The organism is Asticcacaulis taihuensis (assembly GCF_900100255.1).
In the GTDB taxonomy this organism is placed as follows: domain Bacteria; phylum Pseudomonadota; class Alphaproteobacteria; order Caulobacterales; family Caulobacteraceae; genus Asticcacaulis; species Asticcacaulis taihuensis.
Map to the genome: position 1 here is coordinate 70,799 of NZ_FMTS01000003.1, position 20,020 is coordinate 90,818.

The 20,020-nt window shown below is 61.0% G+C and carries 19 protein-coding genes; 8 read left to right on the forward strand and 11 right to left on the reverse strand.

Annotated features, from left to right (window positions below; all coding sequences use genetic code 11):
- Nucleotides 1-2: 2 nt before the first annotated feature.
- Genes BLO49_RS09360 through BLO49_RS09370 form a run of 3 tightly spaced genes read right to left on the reverse strand, consistent with a single transcriptional unit; the run spans nucleotide 3 to nucleotide 2,180 of the window.
- Nucleotides 3-743: an SDR family oxidoreductase gene (locus tag BLO49_RS09360; RefSeq protein WP_090647549.1), complete on the reverse strand. Its 741-nt coding sequence runs from the start codon at nucleotides 741-743 to the stop codon at nucleotides 3-5.
- 11 nt (nucleotides 744-754) lie between these two features.
- Nucleotides 755-1,738: an aldo/keto reductase gene (locus BLO49_RS09365; RefSeq protein ID WP_090647552.1), complete on the reverse strand. Its 984-nt coding sequence runs from the start codon at nucleotides 1,736-1,738 to the stop codon at nucleotides 755-757.
- Between the two features lie 4 nt (nucleotides 1,739-1,742).
- Nucleotides 1,743-2,180 (reverse strand): (R)-mandelonitrile lyase, encoded by a 438-nt coding sequence (locus BLO49_RS09370; protein WP_090647554.1) that lies wholly within the window; start codon nucleotides 2,178-2,180, stop codon nucleotides 1,743-1,745.
- A gap of 28 nt (nucleotides 2,181-2,208) precedes the next feature.
- Here BLO49_RS09370 and BLO49_RS09375 point away from each other — a divergent pair, with 28 nt between their 5' ends.
- Entirely contained in the window at nucleotides 2,209-3,123 is a 915-nt protein-coding gene (locus tag BLO49_RS09375) for a CE1 family esterase (protein WP_090647557.1), read from the forward strand.
- 374 nt (nucleotides 3,124-3,497) lie between these two features.
- Here BLO49_RS09375 and BLO49_RS09380 read toward each other — a convergent pair whose 3' ends face one another.
- Complete coding sequence (locus tag BLO49_RS09380) at nucleotides 3,498-4,163, reverse strand: GntR family transcriptional regulator (protein ID WP_090647559.1); 666 nt, start codon at nucleotides 4,161-4,163, stop codon at nucleotides 3,498-3,500.
- A 201-nt stretch (nucleotides 4,164-4,364) separates the two neighbouring features.
- Between BLO49_RS09380 and BLO49_RS09385 the strand changes: the two genes are divergently transcribed.
- From BLO49_RS09385 to BLO49_RS09395, 3 genes are all read left to right on the forward strand, one after another.
- On the forward strand, nucleotides 4,365-5,960 hold the full coding sequence (locus tag BLO49_RS09385) for a family 43 glycosylhydrolase (protein WP_090647561.1): 1,596 nt from the start codon (nucleotides 4,365-4,367) through the stop codon (nucleotides 5,958-5,960).
- 32 nt (nucleotides 5,961-5,992) lie between these two features.
- Entirely contained in the window at nucleotides 5,993-8,818 is a 2,826-nt protein-coding gene (locus tag BLO49_RS09390) for a glycoside hydrolase family 127 protein (RefSeq protein ID WP_090647564.1), read from the forward strand.
- A 164-nt stretch (nucleotides 8,819-8,982) separates the two neighbouring features.
- Nucleotides 8,983-11,973, forward strand: coding sequence for a TonB-dependent receptor plug domain-containing protein (locus tag BLO49_RS09395; RefSeq protein ID WP_090647568.1), 2,991 nt, complete (start codon nucleotides 8,983-8,985; stop codon nucleotides 11,971-11,973).
- A gap of 481 nt (nucleotides 11,974-12,454) precedes the next feature.
- Here BLO49_RS09395 and BLO49_RS09400 read toward each other — a convergent pair whose 3' ends face one another.
- Entirely contained in the window at nucleotides 12,455-12,889 is a 435-nt protein-coding gene (locus tag BLO49_RS09400) for a GNAT family N-acetyltransferase (RefSeq protein WP_090647571.1), read from the reverse strand.
- Between the two features lie 138 nt (nucleotides 12,890-13,027).
- On the opposite strand from BLO49_RS09400, the gene BLO49_RS09405 reads away from it, so the two are divergent.
- The 3 genes from BLO49_RS09405 (at nucleotide 13,028) to BLO49_RS09415 (ending at nucleotide 14,763) form a co-directional block, all read left to right on the forward strand.
- Entirely contained in the window at nucleotides 13,028-13,483 is a 456-nt protein-coding gene (locus tag BLO49_RS09405; protein WP_090647573.1) for a hypothetical protein, read from the forward strand.
- Between the two features lie 75 nt (nucleotides 13,484-13,558).
- Nucleotides 13,559-14,323 carry a hypothetical protein gene (locus tag BLO49_RS09410; protein ID WP_090647575.1) on the forward strand — a complete coding sequence of 255 codons (765 nt, stop codon included), beginning with the start codon at nucleotides 13,559-13,561 and terminating at the stop codon, nucleotides 14,321-14,323.
- A gap of 2 nt (nucleotides 14,324-14,325) precedes the next feature.
- Complete coding sequence (locus BLO49_RS09415) at nucleotides 14,326-14,763, forward strand: GNAT family N-acetyltransferase (protein WP_090648246.1); 438 nt, start codon at nucleotides 14,326-14,328, stop codon at nucleotides 14,761-14,763.
- Here the strand turns inward: BLO49_RS09415 and BLO49_RS09420 are convergent, their stop codons facing one another.
- The 4 genes from BLO49_RS09420 to BLO49_RS09435 are packed head-to-tail and all read right to left on the reverse strand — an operon-like array spanning nucleotide 14,764 to nucleotide 16,495.
- Complete coding sequence (locus BLO49_RS09420; RefSeq protein ID WP_245678965.1) at nucleotides 14,764-15,696, reverse strand: alpha/beta fold hydrolase; 933 nt, start codon at nucleotides 15,694-15,696, stop codon at nucleotides 14,764-14,766.
- 4 nt (nucleotides 15,697-15,700) lie between these two features.
- Nucleotides 15,701-15,886: a hypothetical protein gene (locus tag BLO49_RS09425; protein WP_090647578.1), complete on the reverse strand. Its 186-nt coding sequence runs from the start codon at nucleotides 15,884-15,886 to the stop codon at nucleotides 15,701-15,703.
- Between the two features lie 25 nt (nucleotides 15,887-15,911).
- Entirely contained in the window at nucleotides 15,912-16,109 is a 198-nt protein-coding gene (locus BLO49_RS09430; RefSeq protein WP_090647579.1) for a helix-turn-helix transcriptional regulator, read from the reverse strand.
- Complete coding sequence (locus tag BLO49_RS09435; protein WP_090647582.1) at nucleotides 16,106-16,495, reverse strand: hypothetical protein; 390 nt, start codon at nucleotides 16,493-16,495, stop codon at nucleotides 16,106-16,108. Before BLO49_RS09435 ends, BLO49_RS09430 begins: the two co-directional genes overlap by 4 nt.
- Before the next feature lie 215 nt (nucleotides 16,496-16,710).
- On the opposite strand from BLO49_RS09435, the gene BLO49_RS09440 reads away from it, so the two are divergent.
- Nucleotides 16,711-17,895 (forward strand): acyltransferase family protein, encoded by a 1,185-nt coding sequence (locus BLO49_RS09440; RefSeq protein ID WP_090647584.1) that lies wholly within the window; start codon nucleotides 16,711-16,713, stop codon nucleotides 17,893-17,895.
- A 70-nt stretch (nucleotides 17,896-17,965) separates the two neighbouring features.
- On the opposite strand, the gene BLO49_RS09445 is transcribed toward BLO49_RS09440, so the two are convergent.
- Together BLO49_RS09445 and BLO49_RS09450 are read right to left on the reverse strand one after the other, a co-directional pair.
- Nucleotides 17,966-18,577 (reverse strand): hypothetical protein, encoded by a 612-nt coding sequence (locus tag BLO49_RS09445; protein ID WP_090647586.1) that lies wholly within the window; start codon nucleotides 18,575-18,577, stop codon nucleotides 17,966-17,968.
- Nucleotides 18,574-20,013, reverse strand: a complete 1,440-nt coding sequence (locus BLO49_RS09450; RefSeq protein ID WP_090647588.1) for a M48 family metallopeptidase — start codon at nucleotides 20,011-20,013, stop codon at nucleotides 18,574-18,576. The genes BLO49_RS09445 and BLO49_RS09450 overlap by 4 nt, the downstream gene beginning before the upstream one ends.
- Between the last annotated feature and the right edge of the window lie 7 nt (nucleotides 20,014-20,020).

Sequence of the window (20,020 nt, forward strand, 5' to 3'; positions counted from 1 at the left end):
CGTCAGTAGTCTTGCACCGTGGGCCGGAAGAGGATTTCGTTGATATCGACATCCTCAGGCTGGCTGATGGCGAAGGCGACGCATCTGGCAAAGGAATCGGCCGGAATGGCCCATTTGTCATAACGGCCGCGGACGGCGGCGGCCATATCCGGTTCGGTGACGCTGGCCGGCAGTTCGGTATCCACCGCCCCCGGCGATATGACGGTCGAGCGGATATTGTAGGGCTTCACCTCCTGGCGCAGGCCCTCCGAAATGGCGCGGACCGCGTGCTTGGTGGCGGCATAGACCACGCCGCCGGGGCCGACCTTATGGCCGGCCACCGAAGACACATTGATGATCTGGCCGCTCTTCTGCGCCTGCATGTGGGGCAGGGCGGCGGCGATGCCATAAAGCACGCCCTTGATATTGACGTCGATCATCTGATCCCATTCATCGATCCTCAAGCGATCGAGCAGGGATTGCGGCATGATGCCGGCATTGTTGATGATCACATCGATGCGGCCATGCAGCGCGATCGCCCGGTCGACGAGGGCCCGGACCTGATCGGCCTGGGTGACATCCATCTGCACGATGGCGCCTTCGGGCAGGCCAAGCTCCGCGGCCAGGGCTTGCAAGCGGTCGAGGCGGCGCGCGCCTAACACGACCCTGGCGCCTTGTTCGCTGAGCAGCCGGGCGGTGGCTTCGCCCAGTCCGCTGGAGGCGCCGGTAATGACGACGACCTTGTTGATTATGCCTTGTGTCATGGGGAAACTCCTCAGCGTCCAACGCGCTGTTGCAGATGTTGCGGATAACGGGCGCCCTGAACCTCGATAGCGGACAGAGCGGTATTGATGGTTGTGAGGTCGCTTGCGGTTAATTGGATATGGGCTGCCGCGATGTTTCCCTCAAGCCGGTGCCGTTTGGTGGTGCCGGGGATCGGAACAATCCACGGCTTTTGCGCCAGCAGCCAGGCCAGGGCGATCTGGGCCGGTGTCGCCTGCTTGCCGGCGGCGATATGGCTGATGGCGTCCACCAGGGTCTGGTTGGCACGGCGCATGTCGACGGCGAAGCGCGGTACGACGTTGCGGAAATCATCGGCGGCGAATTGCGTATCGGCGGTGATGGCGCCGGTCAGGAAACCCTTGCCCAATGGACTGAACGGCACGAAGCCGATGCCCGGTTCTTCGAGGACCGGCATGACCGTGGTTTCAGGTTCGCGCCACCACAGCGAATATTCGCTTTGCAGGGCGGCGACCGGCTGAACGGCATGAGCGCGGCGGATGCTGTCGGCGCCGGCTTCGGACAGGCCGAAATGCCGGACCTTGCCCTCAATGATGAGGTCTTTCACCGTCCCGGCCACGTCTTCCATCGGCACGTTCGGATCGACGCGATGCTGATAAAGCAGGTCGATCTGATCGGTACGCAGGCGCTTCAGTGCGGCTTCGGTGACGGCGCGGATATTTTCCGGCCGACTGTCCAGCCCCTTGGCGACTTCGCCGCCGGCAAAGCCGAACTTGGTGGCGATAACAACCTGCTCGCGCACAGGCTGGAGGGCTTCGCCGAGCACCTCTTCATTGAGACAGGGACCGTAAGCTTCGGCGGTGTCGAAGAAAGTGAAGCCCAGATCCAAGGCGTGGCGGATCAGGGCGATGGCGTTGCCGCGTTCAGTGGCTGGCCCATATCCATAGCTGAGCCCCATGCAGCCGAGGCCGAGGGCGGAAACTTCCAGGCCGGTGCGGCCGAGTGTACGTTTTTGCATTGTCTTAATCTTCCTGAATTTCGGCGAGATAATCAGCATCGCTGACCCGTTCCAGCCAGGTCACGGGCGAGCCGTCGAGCGTTTCGGTAATGGCGATATGACTCATGGCGTCCGTTGAGGTGGCGCCGTGCCAGTGACGCCGGCCGCAGGGGCACGAGACGACATCGCCGGCGCGGATTTCTTGTTTCGGGCCGCTTTCGCATTGCGTCCAGCCGATGCCGGACATGACGATCAGGTTCTGGCCGAGCGGATGGGTGTGCCAGGCGGTTCGGGCGCCGGGCTGGAAGGTCACCAGCGCGCCGTTGACGCGGGCGCCTTCCAATGCGGGAAACAAGGGCTCTATGGTGCCCGCCCTTTTCAGGTTACCATCTCTATTACCCAAGTCGCCGCCAGCAATCGCCTGCTTTTGCCCTTCTGGTTGACGTCTTGAGATACCGGCCATAGGTTACAGCCTCCAACAGGAGGTAGTCATGTTCAAGCGTCTGTTGTCTGTGTTCGCGGCCAGTCTGGCCCTAGTTGGCTGGAGCAGTATCGCCCACGCGGCGGGATGCGGGATTGGCGGGGCAGGGACGACGCAAAGCATTGCCATCGGCCATACCGGGCGGTCGATGCGGGTTCATATGCCGGCTGGCGCGAGTGGCGCACCACTGCCGTTGTTGTTTCTGTTTCATGGCAGCACCGGCACGGGCGCGGGGATGCTGCGCAACTCGCATCTGGAGGACACCTCCGATCGCCACGATTTTATCCTGGTGGCGCCTGATGGCGGTATTCCGGTCGATGGCGGCGGTTTTGTCTGGAATATCCCCGGCGTGCCGACGGTCACCGGCCAGATTCCGACGAAAGATGATGCCGATGATGTCGCCTTTGTCGGGCAGGCCATTGACTGGCTGGTGGGGCAGGGCTGCGTGGACGCTAGCCGCGTCTACGCCACCGGCCTTTCCGGTGGCGGACGTATGACGTCCTGGCTCGGCTGCGTTGATGCTGACCGCTTCGCCGCCATCGCGCCGGTGGTGGGCTTGCGCGCCGGCAATCCTTTGAAGAGCGATCCGCAAACGCCCGATCCGGCCACCTGTAAGCCCTCACGGCCAATGCCGGTGATCTCTTTCGCCGGTGACAAGGACACGACCAATCCGATCGAGGGCGGTGGCTCGGGCTATTGGCAATATACCATGCACGCCGCCGAACAGAGATGGGCGCAACTGAACGGCTGCACGGCCGCGCCGACCACGCAATGGGTGGCCACTGGCGTCTATGAGGAGCGTTACAGCGGCTGCCGCGATGGCGCTGATGTGACGGGCCGGATCACGGTCGGCGGCACACACACCTGGCTGGCCGACAATGAGGCCATGTGGACGTTTTTGTCTCAACATCGCCGCCAGGACTGACTTCGGGCTTCGCAGATCAATACCTATCCGGCAGCATACTTGCAAAATCGTATAATTTATATTTGACGCGCGGCGCGAACAGTGGTTTAAATTAGTCAGTCAATTAGCCTCCACCATTCCTCCCTGGAAAGGCGCGCTGTTGGCGAACGTCTTTGCGTCGTTCTGTATGGATGGATTGAATTTCGTCCGGCCTGCCAGAGGTTCTCCGGCCTTTCCGCGCAGGTTTCCGGACGACGTGCTTGACGTCTCTGATCTGGTTCCGGATCACCCTTTCCGATGTCCGCCCCGGTCTCACTCCCGTGACCGGCCTCGCGCATCGGGACAAACTTTCAGACGCCTGTCGCTACGGTCCCCCCTCCGCGACAGGCGTTTTTTTATGCGCTTTTCGCCGTCTTTTCCGTTTCGAACTGCTTGCGCAGGTCATCGAGCGTCATGGCGATATGCTGGCGCATCAGGGCCGAGACCTCATCCGACCTGCCGGCCGACCATAGCTCCAGCAGGGCGGAATGTTCATTATGGGCGCGGTCGTCACGCCCGGCCGGTTCCAGATGTTTACCGACATAGCGTTCGCAGATGATATTCAGGCGCTCGATGATCTGGATGGTGACCTGGCGGTGCAGCGGGCGGATCAGCGCCATGTGGAAAGCGCGGTTCAGCCGGCCCACCTGGGTCTTGTCGCCGCTAACCGCCACATCCAGTTCATCGAGCGCGGCGCGGGCGGCTTTCCTGTCGGCGTCCGTTGCCACCTTGGCGGCTTCGCCCACGGCATCGGGTTCGAGCTTCAGGCGCAGGGCATAGACCTCTTCGACCTCGTCGGCATTCAGCGGCCGCACGAAGAAGCCGCGATTGGCCTGGGAAATGAGCAGCCCTTCCTGCTCCAGGCGGGCGAGGGCCTCGCGCAGGGGAATCTTGCTGACCCCCAGTTCGGCGGCCAGTGCGTCCTGGCGGATGGCGGTATCCACCGGGATCCGGCCGGAAATGATGCGGTCGCGGACCAGCGAGAAAATCTGCTCGGAGAGGGTTTGAACCACGATGGACATGAGAGGCGCCCCGAATCTTTGCGTTTATAAGTTATACCGGCAGTAAGGCATTCCTTTTGGCCCCTGACAAGTCCATCCACGGTTGTTTGGTTTTGTTTCACAGCTATCGGGGTGGCGTTTTAGCCATTTATTGCTATTGTCAGACTATTGTATACCGTATAACGCTTATGTGGGCGAATAATCTGACAAAAGAGGCCATTGATGACCCGGAAATCTACCAAGCTTCAACACGGCCTTACCTCCCTGGCCTGCGCCCTGCCGCTGCTGATGGCCTGCGCACACGCCGAGGGTAATTGGCAGACGGTCCATTCGGCCGGCAACCCGATCATATCCGACGGCCAGAACTTCACGACCGATCCGGCGCCGCTGGTGGCCGATGGCAAACTCTATATCCTGACTGGCCGCGATACCGCGGCGCCCGGCGTCAATGACTTCATCATGCCGGAATGGCAGATGTTGGAGACGGAAGATCCAGCCTCGCACACCTGGAAGTATAATCCGCATTTCGTGCGCCCGGAAGCCGTTTTCAAATGGGCGACGCCGGCGCGCGCCTATGCCGGTCAGATCGTGCAGGGGCCGGACAAGCGCTATTACATGTACGCGCCGGTCGTGGAGGCCGGCAGTAAGAACAAAGACCCGTTCGCCATCGGCGTGGCGGTCTCCGATACCCCGACGGGCCCGTGGACCGACGCCCATCCCGCCGGGCCGATCGTCTCGCAATCCTACCCGGTGAAGAACGACATTGAAAACATCGACCCGACCGTGCTGGTCGATGACGATGGCCGCATCTATCTCTACTGGGGCACGTTCGGCCGTCTCAAAGCGGTCGAATTGGAAAATGACATGGTCACCTTCAAGGGCCAGCCGGTCGATATCCACGGCCTGAAGGGTTTCTTCGAGGCGCCCTGGCTGTTCAAGCGCAACGGCACCTATTACCTGATGTATGCCGGCAATGCCGCCGGGCCGGAATCCGACTGCACCGAGGCGGTCTATTATGCCTGCCAGGCCTATGGCACGGCCAGGTCACCGCTCGGCCCCTGGACCTATCAGGGCGTGCTGCTCGATCCGGTGTCCTCTACCACCTCGCATGGCGGCATCGTGCGGTACAAAGGCAAGTGGTATCTGGCCTATCACAATGCTGATGCGCCGGGCGGCGACCATTTCCGCCGCAGCGTCTCGATCGACGAAGTGACCTGGGACGACAGCATCACCCCGGCCCTGATCGACAAGGTGATCCCGACCCATCCGCCGGCACCGCCGCCTGCGCCTACGCGCAATATTGCCCCGGCCGCGCGCATCGTCGCCTCCAATTCGCCGGTGCCGGTGCAGTACTGGATCAAGGCGCTCAATGATGGCAAGGTTCATGAAAACCCGCTACCGCCCGATACCTGGGGCACCTGGTCGCCGAACAATCCGGCGCAGCAGTGGGTGGTCTATCAGTGGGAACAGCCCCTGAAATTCAACGGCTCGCGCATCCGTTTCTGGAACGACCAGCCGGCGGGCTCCGGCGTCGGCGTGGCGGCGCCGAAAGCCTGGCATCTCGAATACTGGAAGGAGCAAAAATGGCTCCCGGTGCCCAATGCCAGCGGCTACGGCACCTCGACGGACGCCTTCAATGACGTGACTTTCGATACGGTGGAAACGCGCTGCCTGCGCGCCGTCTTCGACGCCTCGACCGATGGTAAGACCTACGCCGCCGTCGCCGCCCAGGAATGGGAGGCGCTCTATCCGAAGCCGGTTCTGGTCGAGCCGGCGGACACGGATATTCCGGCGTCACCGGTCTGTGCCGCCGAATAACGACTTAGAAACAATCAAAAAGAAGAAATGCCATGTCCAGGAAATTTATCGCCGAAACCCATTTTTGCAAGGCTGAGTGCGGCTGCAATGCCGTCAGCCGCCGCAGCGTATTCGCTGGTGCCGCCGGTGTAGCCCTGATCGGCGCCTCCGGCTTTGCCTTTGCGGCGCGCGCTAACGAAACATCCGTCAACCTGGCGAAAGTCGCCACCCCGTCAGCCTCCTTCCATTCGGGGGACACCCGCGTGGCGGCCCTGAACGACGGCCACACGCCCGCCAATTCTGCCGACGCTGAAAAAGGCATGTACGGCAACTGGCCCAGGACCGGCGCCGAATGGGTGCAGTATGACTGGAGCCAGCCGGTGAGCCTCAACAAGGTCGCCGTTTACTGGTGGGTGGACGGGCAGGGGGTTGGCGCGCCGAAAGCCTGCCGCGTGCTTTACTGGGACGGCAAGACGTTCGTGCCGGTCACAAACATCAATGGCCTGGGCGTGACGAAGGACGCCTTCAACATCACCACTTTCGATACCGTGAAGACCGACAAGCTGCGTCTGGAAATCGTTTCGGACGGCACGCTGTCCACCGGTATTCTGGAATGGCAGGTATGGAGCGTCGGGCCCGTGCCGGCCTTTGCCCCGGTCGTGGCGGCGGGCATTGACCGTACGGTCGTCATGGGCGGCAAGACCTGGCTGATGGGCAAGACGGATACATTGACCGCTGGCGATACGGGAAGCCTGTGGCGCAAGGTCTCCGGCCCCGGCGATGTCACCTTCGCCGACGCCCTGTCGCCCGAAACCACCGCCACCGTCTCGGCGCCGGGCACCTATGTGCTGGAACTGACCGCCCATGCCGGCGGCCAGGTGTCAAGCTCGCGCCTGCGTCTGAACGCACAGGCCGCCCCGCCGCCGCAGCGTCTCGATGTCGTCTACACGAAGAAATACACCATCGATAGCCCGCTGTGGAATGCGCGCGCAAAGGCGCTGATCGTCAACTGGATTCCGCATGTCATCGACTATTGCGAGCGTACCGACCTCAAGATTGGCAATGGCGGCATCGACAATTTCATCGAGGCCGGTAAGGCCAACCGTGGCGAACCGCATGGGCCGCACAAGGGCTATGTCTTCTCCAACGCCTGGGTGGTCGAAAACGTCGAGGCCATGTGCATCGCCCTGATGGTCGATCCGAAGGGCGATACCGAGATGATCAAGGCGCAGGACAAGATGCGCGCCACGCTGGAGCGCTGGATTCCGATCATCCTGGCGGCTCAGGAAAGTGATGGCTACCTGCAAACCGCCAAGACCCTGGCGGCGCCCGGCGAATGGGACGAGCGCTGGTCACCCGATCATCGCGGCAATCACGAAGGCTATATCGCTGGTTACTTCATCGAATCGGCCATCAACCACTACACCCTGACCAATGGCCAGGATCTGCGCCTCTATAACGCCGCCAAGAAACTGGCCGATTGCTGGGTGGCCAATATCGGGCCGGGCAAGAAGGAATGGTTCGACGGCCACCAGGAGATGGAGCAGGCGCTTGTCCGTTTCGGCCGCTTCGTCAATGACGAGGAGGGCAACGGCCGTGGCGATTCCTATATCGCTTTGGCCAAGTTCCTGCTGGAATCGCGCCGCGGCGGTCAGGAATATGACCAGAGCCACCTGCCGCCGGTCAAACAGTATGAGGCCGTGGGCCACGCCGTGCGTGCCGTCTACTTCTATTCCGGCATGGCCGACATCGCCGCCGAAACCGGCGATGTCGACTACCAGAGCGCGGTCGCCTCGCTGTGGGACAATATGGTCAACCGCAAATATTACGTCACCGGCGGCATTGGGTCGGGCGAGACCTCGGAAGGCTTCGGGCCGGACTACTCTTTGCGCAACGGCGCCTATTGCGAATCCTGTTCGAGCTGCGGCCTGATCTTCTTCCAGTACAAGATGAACCTGGCCTATCACGACGCCAAATATGCCGATCTCTACGAGCAGACCATGTATAATGCCCTGCTCGGAGGAATCGATCTGGATGGGAAGAGCTTCTGCTACACCAATCCGCTGGTCAATACCGAGCGCACCCTGTGGCACGTCTGTCCGTGCTGCGTCGCCAATATCCCGCGCACGCTGCTGATGATCCCGACCTGGACCTATGTGAAGGACGCGCAGGGGTTATATGTCAATATGTTCGTCGGATCGACCATCACGGTCGAGAAGGTGGCCGGTACCGATGTGGAGATGGTGCAGAAGACCGACTATCCGTGGAATGGCCAGGTGACGATCACCGTCAATCCGAAAGAAGCCAAGACCTTCGCGCTGCGCGTCCGTATCCCCGACCGCACCACCAGCGAACTCTATACCACCGTTCCGGTGGTGAAGGGCGTCAAGGTCTTCAAGGTCAATGGCAGGGCGGTGACGCCGCGGATCGTCAAGGGCTATGCCGTCGTTGAACGCGAATGGAAGGCCGGCGACACCATCGAACTGGAACTGCCGATGGCGCCGCAGCGTATCTACGCCGATCCGAAGATCGAGGCCGATCGCGGCCTGGTGGCGCTGGGCTATGGGCCGCTGGTCTATAATGTTGAACTGGCCGACCAGACAAGCATCACCCAACCGCTGGGCAAAGCCGCACTCAAGGCCGAATGGAAGCCTGACCTGCTGGGCGGCATCATGGCCCTGAGCGGCAAGTGGGCCGATGGTTCGGCCATGCTGGCCGTGCCCAACTATGCCCGCATGAATCGCATCGGCGGTCCTGAAGAAATCGGTGCCGGCGATGTCGATTACGCACCGGGCACGGAGCAGGCGTCACTCGCCGAGGTCGGTCCGCGCCGGCACTTCACCGGATTGCAATCCCAGGTGTGGATCAGGCAGGCGTAAGCCGGCCTGATCAGCCCGCATCATTGCATGGCATTCAGCTACCACCGAATGTGGCGATAACGTGACAGTGTGTCAAACTTTGCATTTTGTGTATCGTATACGGTAGTAAATATACTTGACCTATTGTAGCCTCGACCCACAAACTTAAAAAAGAGGGTCAGGTTATGAAATTATCGTCGCTTCGCGGCTCACTTACCTATTGCTCGGTGCTGGCACTGAGCATGGCGGCCTTTACCGCCGCCGGCGCTTTCGCGCAGGAGACATCCGATAAGGACAAGGCCAGTGATGACAAGGCGTCCGACACCACCGAAGTTGTGGTCACCGGTTCGCGAATCCGCCACAAGGGCGCGGCCAGCGCCACACCGACCACGGTCATCAATGCCGAAGCCATCCGCAAGTCGGGCGCCCGCCAGGTGGCTGATCTTGTCAACCAGATGCCGGCCCTGGTGATCAGCCAGAGCGACCAGACCTCCAACGCCAACCGCGACAAGGATTCCATGGACCAGGGCCATCCGGGCCTGAATGCGCTTGACCTGCGCGGCCTTGGCACCAAGCGGACGCTTGTTCTGGTCAATGGCCGCCGCCATGTGCCCGGCGCGCCCGGCACCTCGGCGGTCGATATCAGCACCATTCCCGGTGGCCTGATCGAGCGCGTCGAAATCATCACCGGCGGCGCCTCGGCGCAATACGGCGCCGACGCCGTGGCCGGCGTGGCCAACTTCATCCTGAAGAAGAACTACCAGGGGCTGGACGCCAATATCCGTTACGGCAATTCGACCTATGGCGATATGCCGAGCTATGACGCCGATATCCTGTGGGGCAAGAATTTCGCCGGTGGCAAGGCCAATATCACTCTTTTCGGCACCTATGGCCAGTCGAACGGCGTGGTGGCCGGCCAGGATCGCCCCTCGACCTCGCGCGGCAATCCGTGGTGGGCCCGACCGAATTCGTCGGTGCCCTATACCGTGCTCGATGACCAGCACAGCCTGCAATATTCGCCGCGCGCCGTCGTCCTGCTGGGCTCTAAGCCCTATGTCTTCAATGACGATGGCACCATGCGCGATCCGATTCTCGGCACGGCGGGGCTGATCTCGACCCTGACTCCGGCCCAAATGGCCCTGAACTCCAGCGTCGCCCAACTCGTCACCAACAGCGGCGGTGAATTCGACGGCCGCTATGACAACTGGCTGCTGTCGGTGCCGAGCGACCGCTTCATCACCCACGGCACCTTCGGCTATCAGTTCAACGAAAACATGCGTTATTTCCTTGAACTGGACTACGCCACCAACAAGTCGCACGGCGAATACGGCCTGTGGTGGGAAGGCGGCACCAACAAGCTGTGGGACGGCAACCCGTTCATCACGCCGGAAATCATCGCGGCCAATGGTGGGCAGGGTTTCCCGGATGGCCTGTCCTTCGTGCGCAATTTCCCCGAATTCGGCAAGTCGCGTTCCAACTATCGCCGCGAACTCAAGCAGGTGGTGACCGGCTTCGAAGGTGAACTACCGGCCCTGTTCCGCGAACATGACTGGGCCTGGTCGACCTATATTTCCTACGGCAAGACCGAGGAAACCGTCCAGGACTTCAACAACACCTCCAACGAGCGCTACATGCGCGCTCTGGATGCTGTCACGGGGCCGGGCGGGACGCCGATCTGCTGGGTCAATTCCGACGCCGATACCTCGAACGACGATCCGGCCTGTGTGCCTTTGAACCCGTTCAAGCCCGCGACGCAGGACGTCATCAACTACCTGCAATTCGATTCCAGCCCGATGACCACCTCGCTCGAGCAGTATGTCTGGTCGGGTTACATGACCGGCGGCCTGTTCACCCTGCCGGCCGGCGAGGTCCAGGTGGCACTGGGCGCCGAATACCGCCGAGAAGCCAACAATATCGGCGCGCGTGACGAGTATAACCCCGACAGCCCGAACTATGTCCCCGATTATGGCGTGGTCGAAACCCCGCTGAAGGGCGAGTTCGACGTCAAGGAAGTCTTCGCCGAACTGAGCGTGCCGATCCTGAAGGATCTGCCGTTCGCGTACCGCCTGACCGCCGACGCCGCCGTGCGGACCGCCGACTATTCGACCGCCGGCAAGACGACGGCCGAAAAGTACGGCCTGCAATGGGCGCCGATCCGCGATGTCCGCTTCCGCACCACCTACGGCAAGGCCGTGCGCGCGCCAAACATCAGCGAAGTCTTCACCGCTTCGTCGATCAGCGGTCAGTGGCTCAGCGACCCCTGCAACTACTGGAACCTGCCCAATCGCGCCGACAAGACACAATATACCGCCGCCAACTGCGCCGCGGTCATGCCGGCCAACAAGAACGACTACTGGCTGTGGCTGGATGTCAACAAGAAGGGCAATCCGGACCTGAAGGTCGAGACGGCCAAGACCCTGACGCTCGGCGTGGTGCTGCAACCGCGTTTCATGAAGAATTTCAGCGCCACGGTCGATTATTATGACATCGACATGAGCAATGTCATTTCGTCGGTCGAGCCGCAGACCATCATCAACAAGTGCATGGACGCGCCGACGCTCGACAATAATTACTGCGATCTGGTTGTCCGCGATCCGGTGACCAATAACCTGGTCTCGGTCATCAAGCAGAACATCAACCTGGCGCGCCGCAAAACCAGCGGCATCGATACCGAAATCGACTATTCGGTTAATCTCGCCTCATGGGGGTGGGGCAGCAATGCCGGCACCCTGTCGATCAACAGCATCTGGACACGCCTGTTCGAGAACAAGTACACGCCCGATCCGGATAACCCCGACAGCGTCACCGATACGGTCGGCATTTTCGGCTTCCCGAAGCTGAAGGGCCGCACCTCGTTCAACTACAGCCGCGACAAGCTGTCCTTCGGCTGGACCTCGCGCTTCTATTCGGGGATGCGCCAGACGGTGACCATCACGCCGGAATCCTACGCGCCCTACAAGACCAAGCCGATAGCCTATGATGATCTCTATGTCTCGTACTGGGTGAAGCCGAACATGAACCTGAGCGCCGGGCTTTCCAATGCGCTCAATAAGCAGCCGCCCCGTTATCCGGGCGCGGAAGCCGGCGGCGCCTATTTCGGTGACGAAGGCTGGCAGGCCGGGGTTTATGATGTGATCGGCCGCACCGGCTGGATCAATCTGCGCTTCACGCGCTGATAACAAAATGCGCTAACAAAACCCCCGGCATCCTGGATGCCGGGGGTTTTTGCTATTTGGGGAGAGGTGCATGGGTCAGGCAAGGGGTGGGCCTTGCCGGATGGTCCGCCTGGCAGGCTTTTTCCGCCCGGTAGGCGAAAAAGGCGCTCAGCAGCCACCACCAGACGGCGATGCAGACGGCAACACTTGCCAAAAAGACCCAGCCCCGAAAAGAAATGCGTGCGGTCATTGCACCTTTAATCCCTATGTTCTGGCAAATAGGCGGGTTTCTGAAAAAGATGTTATTGCGCCTCTGAGGGGATAAGAAAGATGATTAATACTTCCTTTAACGCCTCAGTGGGGAATAAGTCCCATCATGCTGTATGTGCGTCAATAGAGATAAGATAGTTAACTGTGAAAAGTGGCCATCTCTGGTCTAAATGCTGTTGAAATTAACTATAGTCGTTCAGGCTTAGGTTTCGAGCCGGGTAATGTCTGCGCGTTAAAGTGTCTTTTGCATGACAATGTGTGCGATCATCACTTCCTCAAAAACGTCGCCCACGGCCACGTAGCCATTCCGGGCATAGAAGGGCTGGACGCTGACACGGGCGGCCAGACTGATGCGCGTCTTGCCGACGGCGCGTGTCTCGGTCTCGGCCGCGGCGAGCAGGGCGGCGCCCACGCCCTTGCCCTGGCTGTCGGGATCGACCGCCATCTGGCGCAGCCTGAGCGTCGTGTCGTCATGAGCAGTCAGAAGTAGCGTGCCGATCAGGTCTTCGTTTTCAAAAGCGGCGAGGTGGATGTCACCGGCCTCGCCGGCCAGTTGCGCCGAGGTGAAGTCCAGGCCGAGCGGGGTGCGCAGGACGGCGCGGCGCAGGTTGACGGCAGCGGCATAATCGGCGGAACCGTGGGGAATGCGGCGAACAGTGAGAGACATGCGGAAATCCTGTAACAATAGCGACTGTAATGATCGGCAATTTATAAAATCCGGGGCGGCCCGGCATGGTTTTATATATATTCCCTCCCTAATGCTCCCCATATTGATGAAGACATGCGCCGCCAGCGGAGAAAAGCCATGAAAAACCTTGCGAAACTGACCTGCCTGACTGCGGTTTCGGCACTCATTCTGCTCGGCGCCTGCTCGCCAAAGCCGGACGCCGATGACGTCGCGGCCTCGCAAGCCTCCGAATCGGCGGCCATGTCGATCACGGCGGCCGAGGCGGCCTCTCAGGCAGTGGCCGAGGCCATGACCAGCGTGGACGCCACCGGCTATGTCGGCAAATGGACCGGACCGGAAGGCACCGCCATGACCATCACCCCGGCCGGCAGCGAGTACGAGGTGATGATTACCAATCTGGATGGGCCGCGCACCTTTACCGGCACGCTGGAAGGCGACGGCATCCACATCACCCGCGACGCCACGCCGCTGGTCATTCACAAGGGCGATGGCCAGGCCACGGGCATGAAGTGGCTGGCCGACAAACATGACTGCCTCGTGGTCGCGGCCAATGAAGGATTCTGCAAGGATTAGTCATTTGCCGCCGGGGGCGGCTTAGGTTAGGCGGACAGAGGCGGTATGGAATTCGTCAAGAAGGCGTAAGGGGCAATGAAGCGTCGCGTGCAGTCGATCGTGGTTTTGGCGCTGGCCGTCGCCCAGATTGCGACCGCGCGCCTGATGGAGGCACTCGGCATCGGCGAGCCGATCCAGATGCAGACGGCGCTGGTCTCCCATCCCCTGGTGCCTTATCGCACGGCCTATCTGCTGACGGGCGTGATCTATGCCTTTGCCCTGATAGCCGCCATCTGGCAGGTACTGCCGCGCCAGAAGGAAAGCGTGGCGCTGGAAACGGTGGACTGGAATTTCATCGTCCTCTGGCTGGTCAATTCGCTGTGGCAGATGTGGGTATCGGCGATCGGTCTGGAATGGATCAGCTTCTGCCTGATCGCCGTGGCGGTCTTTGCCGGATTGAATGGTCTGCTGAAATTGCGTCATGAACTGAAACTGTCGCGGAAGGAAAAGCTGCTGGTGGCCGGACCGCTGGCCTTGGTAACGGGCTGGCTGACCGCCGCCTGTGTCGTCAACTTTACCTCGGCCATGATCTGGACCGGTTTCGGCCTCGATGCCGGAAATGCCGCCGTGTCGGTCATCTTCCTGATCGCCCTGATCGCCTTTGGCGGCTGGATGGTTTACCGCACGGGCAACAGTCTCTATGCGGCGGGGCTGGCCTGGGCGCTCTTCTGGGTGCTGATCGCTAACCAGAGCCGCGACCATGAACCGGCCATGGTGGCTGTCGCCGCCATCGGCCTGGCCCTGGTGGTGGGGATACGGCTCTATCTGCTGTGGCGCAAGCCGCAGGCGCTGGCGGCCTGACCATGCAGGTTTTACCGGCGACAGAGGATGACAAGGCCGAATGGCTGCCGTTGTGGCGTGCCTATCTCGATTTCTACAAACAGGCGCTGGATGACGAGATCACCGACCTGACCTTTGCGCGTGCGCTGGAATCCGGCGAAAACCTGAACCTGCTCGTGGTCAAAAGTGAAGGCCGGATCATCGGCTTCGCCACCTATGTGCTGCACCGCTCAAGCTGGGCGCGTGACTGGTATTGCTATCTCGAAGACCTGTTCGTGGCCGAAGACCAGCGCGGCAGGGGCGTGGCGCGGGCCTTGATCGCTGCCGTGGCCGAAGCCGGCAAGGCGAAGGGCGCCGAACGGCTGTACTGGGTCACGGATGAGGCCAATAAAACCGCCCAGGCGCTGTATGAAAAACTGGCGACGAAGACCGATTTCATTCAGTTCCGCCGCGATTTGTAATCATTTCAGGGCGGATTCGAGCGCCGACTGAAAGACCGCCGGCTGGTCGAGCATGATGAAGTGCCGGCTGTTGTCGATGCGGTGGAACGTCATGTTCGGTTTGGTGGCGTAATTGGCCTGGTAGGTCGCCTCGGTGGTGGTGGCGTCTTCACCAGCGGCGACCGGATAAATCAGCACGGTCGGTGTATTGATTGCCGCCAGATCCGGGCGCAGGTCGATGGTCATGTCTTCATAAAAACTTTCGGCCAGAACGCGGCGGTCGGAGGTCATTGACCAGTCGAGCAGTTTCGCCTGATTGTCCGGATCAGTGACCAGCCGTGCCGTGCCCGCGGCCTGCTGGGCTCTGAAGGCATCGGCAGGGGCGGCGACCATGCCGTCACGCATCGCGGCGGCCTGCGGGCGGACCATATCCACCGTCGCGGTCGGGCTGAAAATGACGCCGACATAGGGCAGGGTGTCGACAATGACCAGCTTGCCGGTGTCCTCCGGATGGGCCTTCGCCAGCATCAGGGCCATCAGTCCGCCGAGCGAATGACCGACCACGACCGGCTTTTGCAGATGACTGGCCTTGATATAGGCGTCTATGGCCTCGACTGACGGCGCAAGGATTTCGCCGTCCGTATTTGCGCCGGCCGGCTCACCGGCGAAACCAGCCAGGTTAAGCACATGCAGGCGATAATGGCCTTTCAGATGCATCACCGTATCGTCCCAGACCGCACCGGACGAGGCGAGGCCGGGGATCAGGATGATATCCGGGCCTTGGCCACTGACCGTCACTGAAAAGCGGGCCGAGGCGGCATCGGGGAAGGGCGTGGCGGCTCTGGAATGATTGGCGGTCAGGGCCGCGATAATACCGACGATAATGGCGATCAGCGCCATAGGGCGGTTGAAAATGCCGCTCCTGCGGCGATCGGGGCAGTTGAATTCGGACATGGGATTACCTCAGTATGGCGTTGAAGAGCGCGGTGAACAGCGAAATGAAGACGCGAACCAGATGATGCCCCGGCTCGACCAGCAGAAGGGCGTAGACGCCCGTGCCGAGGATGACTGTGGCGACCTGGAGGCGGTACAGGTTGCGGGCAAGGGGGGAGCGCGTACGCTCCGAAGGGATGCGCAGGGGCATAGGAAATGCCTTTATGGATTGAGGTTTAGCGGTAGGGGTTCTGGAAGATCGCCTCGACCGGCAGGTCGAAAACGGCGGAAATCTTGTAGGCGAGATCGAGCGACGGCGAGTGCTTGTCGGTTTCCAGGGCGATGACGGCCTGGCGGGAGACGCCCAGTTGATTGGCGAGATCGGCCTGGGTCAGGCCCTTTTCGGTACGCAGTTCACGCAGGTTTTGTTTCATGAGGCTTTCCTCAGGATGAGGCTGGTGATGCCGAACAGGCCCCAGAAGAGCGGATAGACGAGATAGAGCGAAAAATGATGCGCGCCGGCATTGTTTTCCATAAAGCCCCAGGCGGTGCAGATGAAAAGGGTCAGGCCGGTGGCGATGATGAAGCGCCTGACGAGCACCGCCCGCAGGTATTCATCCACGCGTTCGATATAGGCGAGGAAGGTCAGGATGGTGCCGCCGATCGGCAAGGCGGGCAGTACGGCGAGGGCGTAAAGCAGCGGTCCGGTAGGCGCCTGGGCTTGTATCAGGGTGATCGAGCCAAATAGGGCGGCGGCATAGAGCACCATCCAGATGGCCATGCCGGTGGAATAGCGGGCGGCGGGAGATTTCAGGTTCATGAATCGGTTTCCAGATAGAGTGAAGGGCATTACCGGTGTAAGGCTGACCTTACATCACGCGAATGTAATGTCAACCTGACATCGTGAAAAAATGTCAGGTTTTCCTTACATTTTATTTGGTCCCTTATTGGTCTCTATGTGGATAGAACCAAGTGGGGCTTGGCAGAGGCGGCAAGCTATGAGACTGTATCCTGAAATAAAATCAGGGGGCGCAGGTGGCAGCCGAAATACTCAAGTTTGAAAAACGCGAACAGCCGAAAGTTGAGACACCAAAGGCGAAGCGCTTCGAGGCACTGGATATCCTGCGCGGCCTGTTCATCATCGGCATGTTGCTGGCCAATAATGCCGGCGACTGGTCGCACATCTGGGCGCCGTTCGATCACGCCGAATGGCACGGTTTCACCATGACCGATCTGGTGTTCCCCGGTTTCATGGTCTGCGTCGGGATTTCGATGACGCTTTCTATGAGCCGGCGGATCGGCGAGGGCGGTAAGGGTGAAATGGCGGTCCATGTGGTGCGCCGGGCCGCTATACTGATTGCCATCGGCCTGTTCCTCAACCTGCTGCCGCATTTCGATTTCGCCCACTGGCGCTATCCGGGCGTATTGCAACGGATCGGCCTGTGCTACGGGCTGGCCTCGGGGCTGGTCCTGCTGCACAGCCATATCGAAGGCGGCAGGCTGGTGCTCCATGCCCGGCCGCTGGCCATTTGGGCCGCCGGACTGATCCTGGGTTATGCCGTCGTCCTGAAATTCGTGCCGGTGCCGGGCTACGGCCTTGGCGATTCCTTCGGGCCGGAAGGTTCGTGGCCGGCCTATATCGACCGCATCATCCCTGGCATCCAGCACATCTACCAGGGCGGCACCAATGAAGCCGGTCAGGTGGTCTATGATCCCGAAGGCCTGCTTTCCACCTTCCCGGCGATTTTCAATATCCTGGCGGGGCTCCTGATCGGTCTGCTGATCCAGAAGCAGACCCCGGCGAAGGCGGTCGGCAGCGTGGCCCTGGCCGGGCTGATGCTGGTGATTGCCGCCCTGGCGATGGACAGCCAGATTCCGATCATCAAGAAGCTGTGGACCTCGTCCTTCGCGCTTTTGACCAGTGGACTGGCCATGATTCTCCTCTCCGGCCTCATGCTGGTCATGGACCGAATGGGGCATACGAAATGGGCCATGCCGATCCGCGTCTTCGGCACCAATGCGATCCTGGCCTATGTCTTCGCCTGGCTGTTTTCGGTCTTCCTCGATGTCACCGGCCTGGCGGGCATGGTCATCCGCTGGATGCACAGTGTGATCGCCGATCCATACGCCATGTCGTTCCTGTTCGCGCTGGGCGTCCTCGTCATCTGCTGGATGTTCATTCTGCCGTTTTATCTCAGGAAGATATTCCTCAAGATATAGCGGATATCACCAGACGCGAAAAAGGCGCGCTTTCCTGTGGAGAGCGCGCCTTTTTCATTCCACCACGGGTTCAGGGCAGTTTGGCGCTGTCCATGACCGCTTTTACATTGGCCAGACTGGCATCGTAATAGTGCTCTTCCGGCGCGATATAGACGATGTAATAGCTCAGGCCCTTGTCGGAAACCGCCTGGGCCAGACCGCGCATATTCAGCCCATCGGTGGTACGGGCGGTGAATTCAAAGCGCACCCCGCGGGTATTGCCTATAGTCACCGGCTGCGGATTGCGCGTCTCAACCTTCTGGTAATCGAGTTCGCTGACCGAGGCGGCGACAAATTCCATCTGCTCGGAAAGCGACATGCCGGCCTTGCCGCGCGGCGCGATGTGGTTCTTGTTGTCGCCCAGCATTATGTTGATCATCAGCGGATCGCTGGAACTGAGGCCATCCGACACATAAAGACGGTTAAGCAAAACGCCGTCGATCGACAGGATGCGCACCTTTTCGGCGCGGCGGTAAAACAGCTTCGAGACATCGGTCCAGTTGCGATCCAGCGTCACATTATAGGCGCTGGCGATGGTCAGTTTGCCGGCGGGAGCAAGCGGCGGCGCCGAGGCGCAGGCGGTCAGCAGTGTGGCGGCCAGAGCAGCAGTTGCGCTCAGCTTGAGCGTGGTCTTGATGGTCATGTGGTTCCCCCTGAAGATGATGCGGCCGGCGCGGTTTCAGCCGGTGTGGCGTTAATGCTCGGCGGTGTGGTTGTCGGCGCCTCGGTCGGTGTGATGACGGGCGCGGGGCGCAGATCTTTCGACAGGGTGTCGATCTGGTCCTGCACCATCCAGGCATCCTGGGCATCGGGCGCCAGCGCGATATAGTGCTTGAAGGCATCCACTGCCTCGATATTCATGCCGAAGTGGCGGTAAACATCCCCCAGTTGCCGCCAGGTTTCCTTTGGCGCGTCGGGGTTTTCAAGCGCGGCCTTGTAGGAGGTTATGGCGTTTTCCATGTCAGACCCCTCCGCCCCGCGCTTGCCGCGCAGGCGCAGGGCCTCGCCCTTGTAGAAGTTGAGCAGGCCGGGATCGAGGCCGTCACGGCTCAGGCGGCCGATGATATAGAGGGTTTGGCCATAATCCTGGCGGCGCAGATCGTCCTTCAGCCAGGCGCCGAGCCAGGGGCGTATGTGATCACGATAGGCTGCGCGTGCCGCCTTGGAGTCTTCGGGGGAGCGGAAGGACGCCTTGCCGCCATTAAGGCTGAGGTCGCGGGCGTTGAGCGCGGTGATGCGGTCGGCCTCCAGCGGATGGTCGCCGAAGACATTGATGCGCGAGGGCGAGCGGCGGACCTTTTCATAGTCGGAGGCGGCCGTTTCATTGAGCCGTTCGCGCCACAGGTCGGCCGCGCTGCCGGTATAGTAGTTTGCCGCGCGGGCATAGATCAGGCCATAGGCATCGGCCTGGGCCTCCATATCGCGCGAATAGTTCATCAGGGCGGCGATGGTGCCGAGATAGGTCAGGTTGACCAGTCCGCTGGTGACATTATTGATGTCGCGTATGGCCGAATAGGAGTTGGCATTGAGCGATGCGCCCAGTGCCACGGCACTGAGCAGGATGCTGGCGGCGAGGGCGGCGTTCTGACCGTCCTTCATCGCCTGGTATTGCCGCATGACGTGCGAGTGGCGGAAGTGCCCGGATTCATGGCCGAGCACGAAGGCGAGGTCGTCCTCGGTCTCGCAGCGCAGCAGCAGGCCGGTCCACACCTCGGTATAGCCAGTGGCGGCCATGCTGGCATTGAAGAACGGGCGATCCATGACATAGAGCCGCACATCACCGGAAAACGGACCAGCGACCCGTGTCAGCACGCCGCCGATATAGGCTTCAAGCGCCGGATCGGTGTCGCGTTCGCCAGAGGTCCGGGCGTCATGCTCGACCTTGGCGGTTTCGGCCCAGATACCGGCTTCAAGGCTGTTCGGCACCGGTTTCTGGCCGGGCTGGCGTTCGGGGGAATCATTGCCGAGATTGACGACAAGAGGGGGCGCGTCGGTTTGCGCCTGCACCGCGAAGGGGAGGGCGATCGACAGGGCCACACCGGTAAGCAGCACCGCCCGCAGGCTTTTCAGGGCTGACATTGCGTGG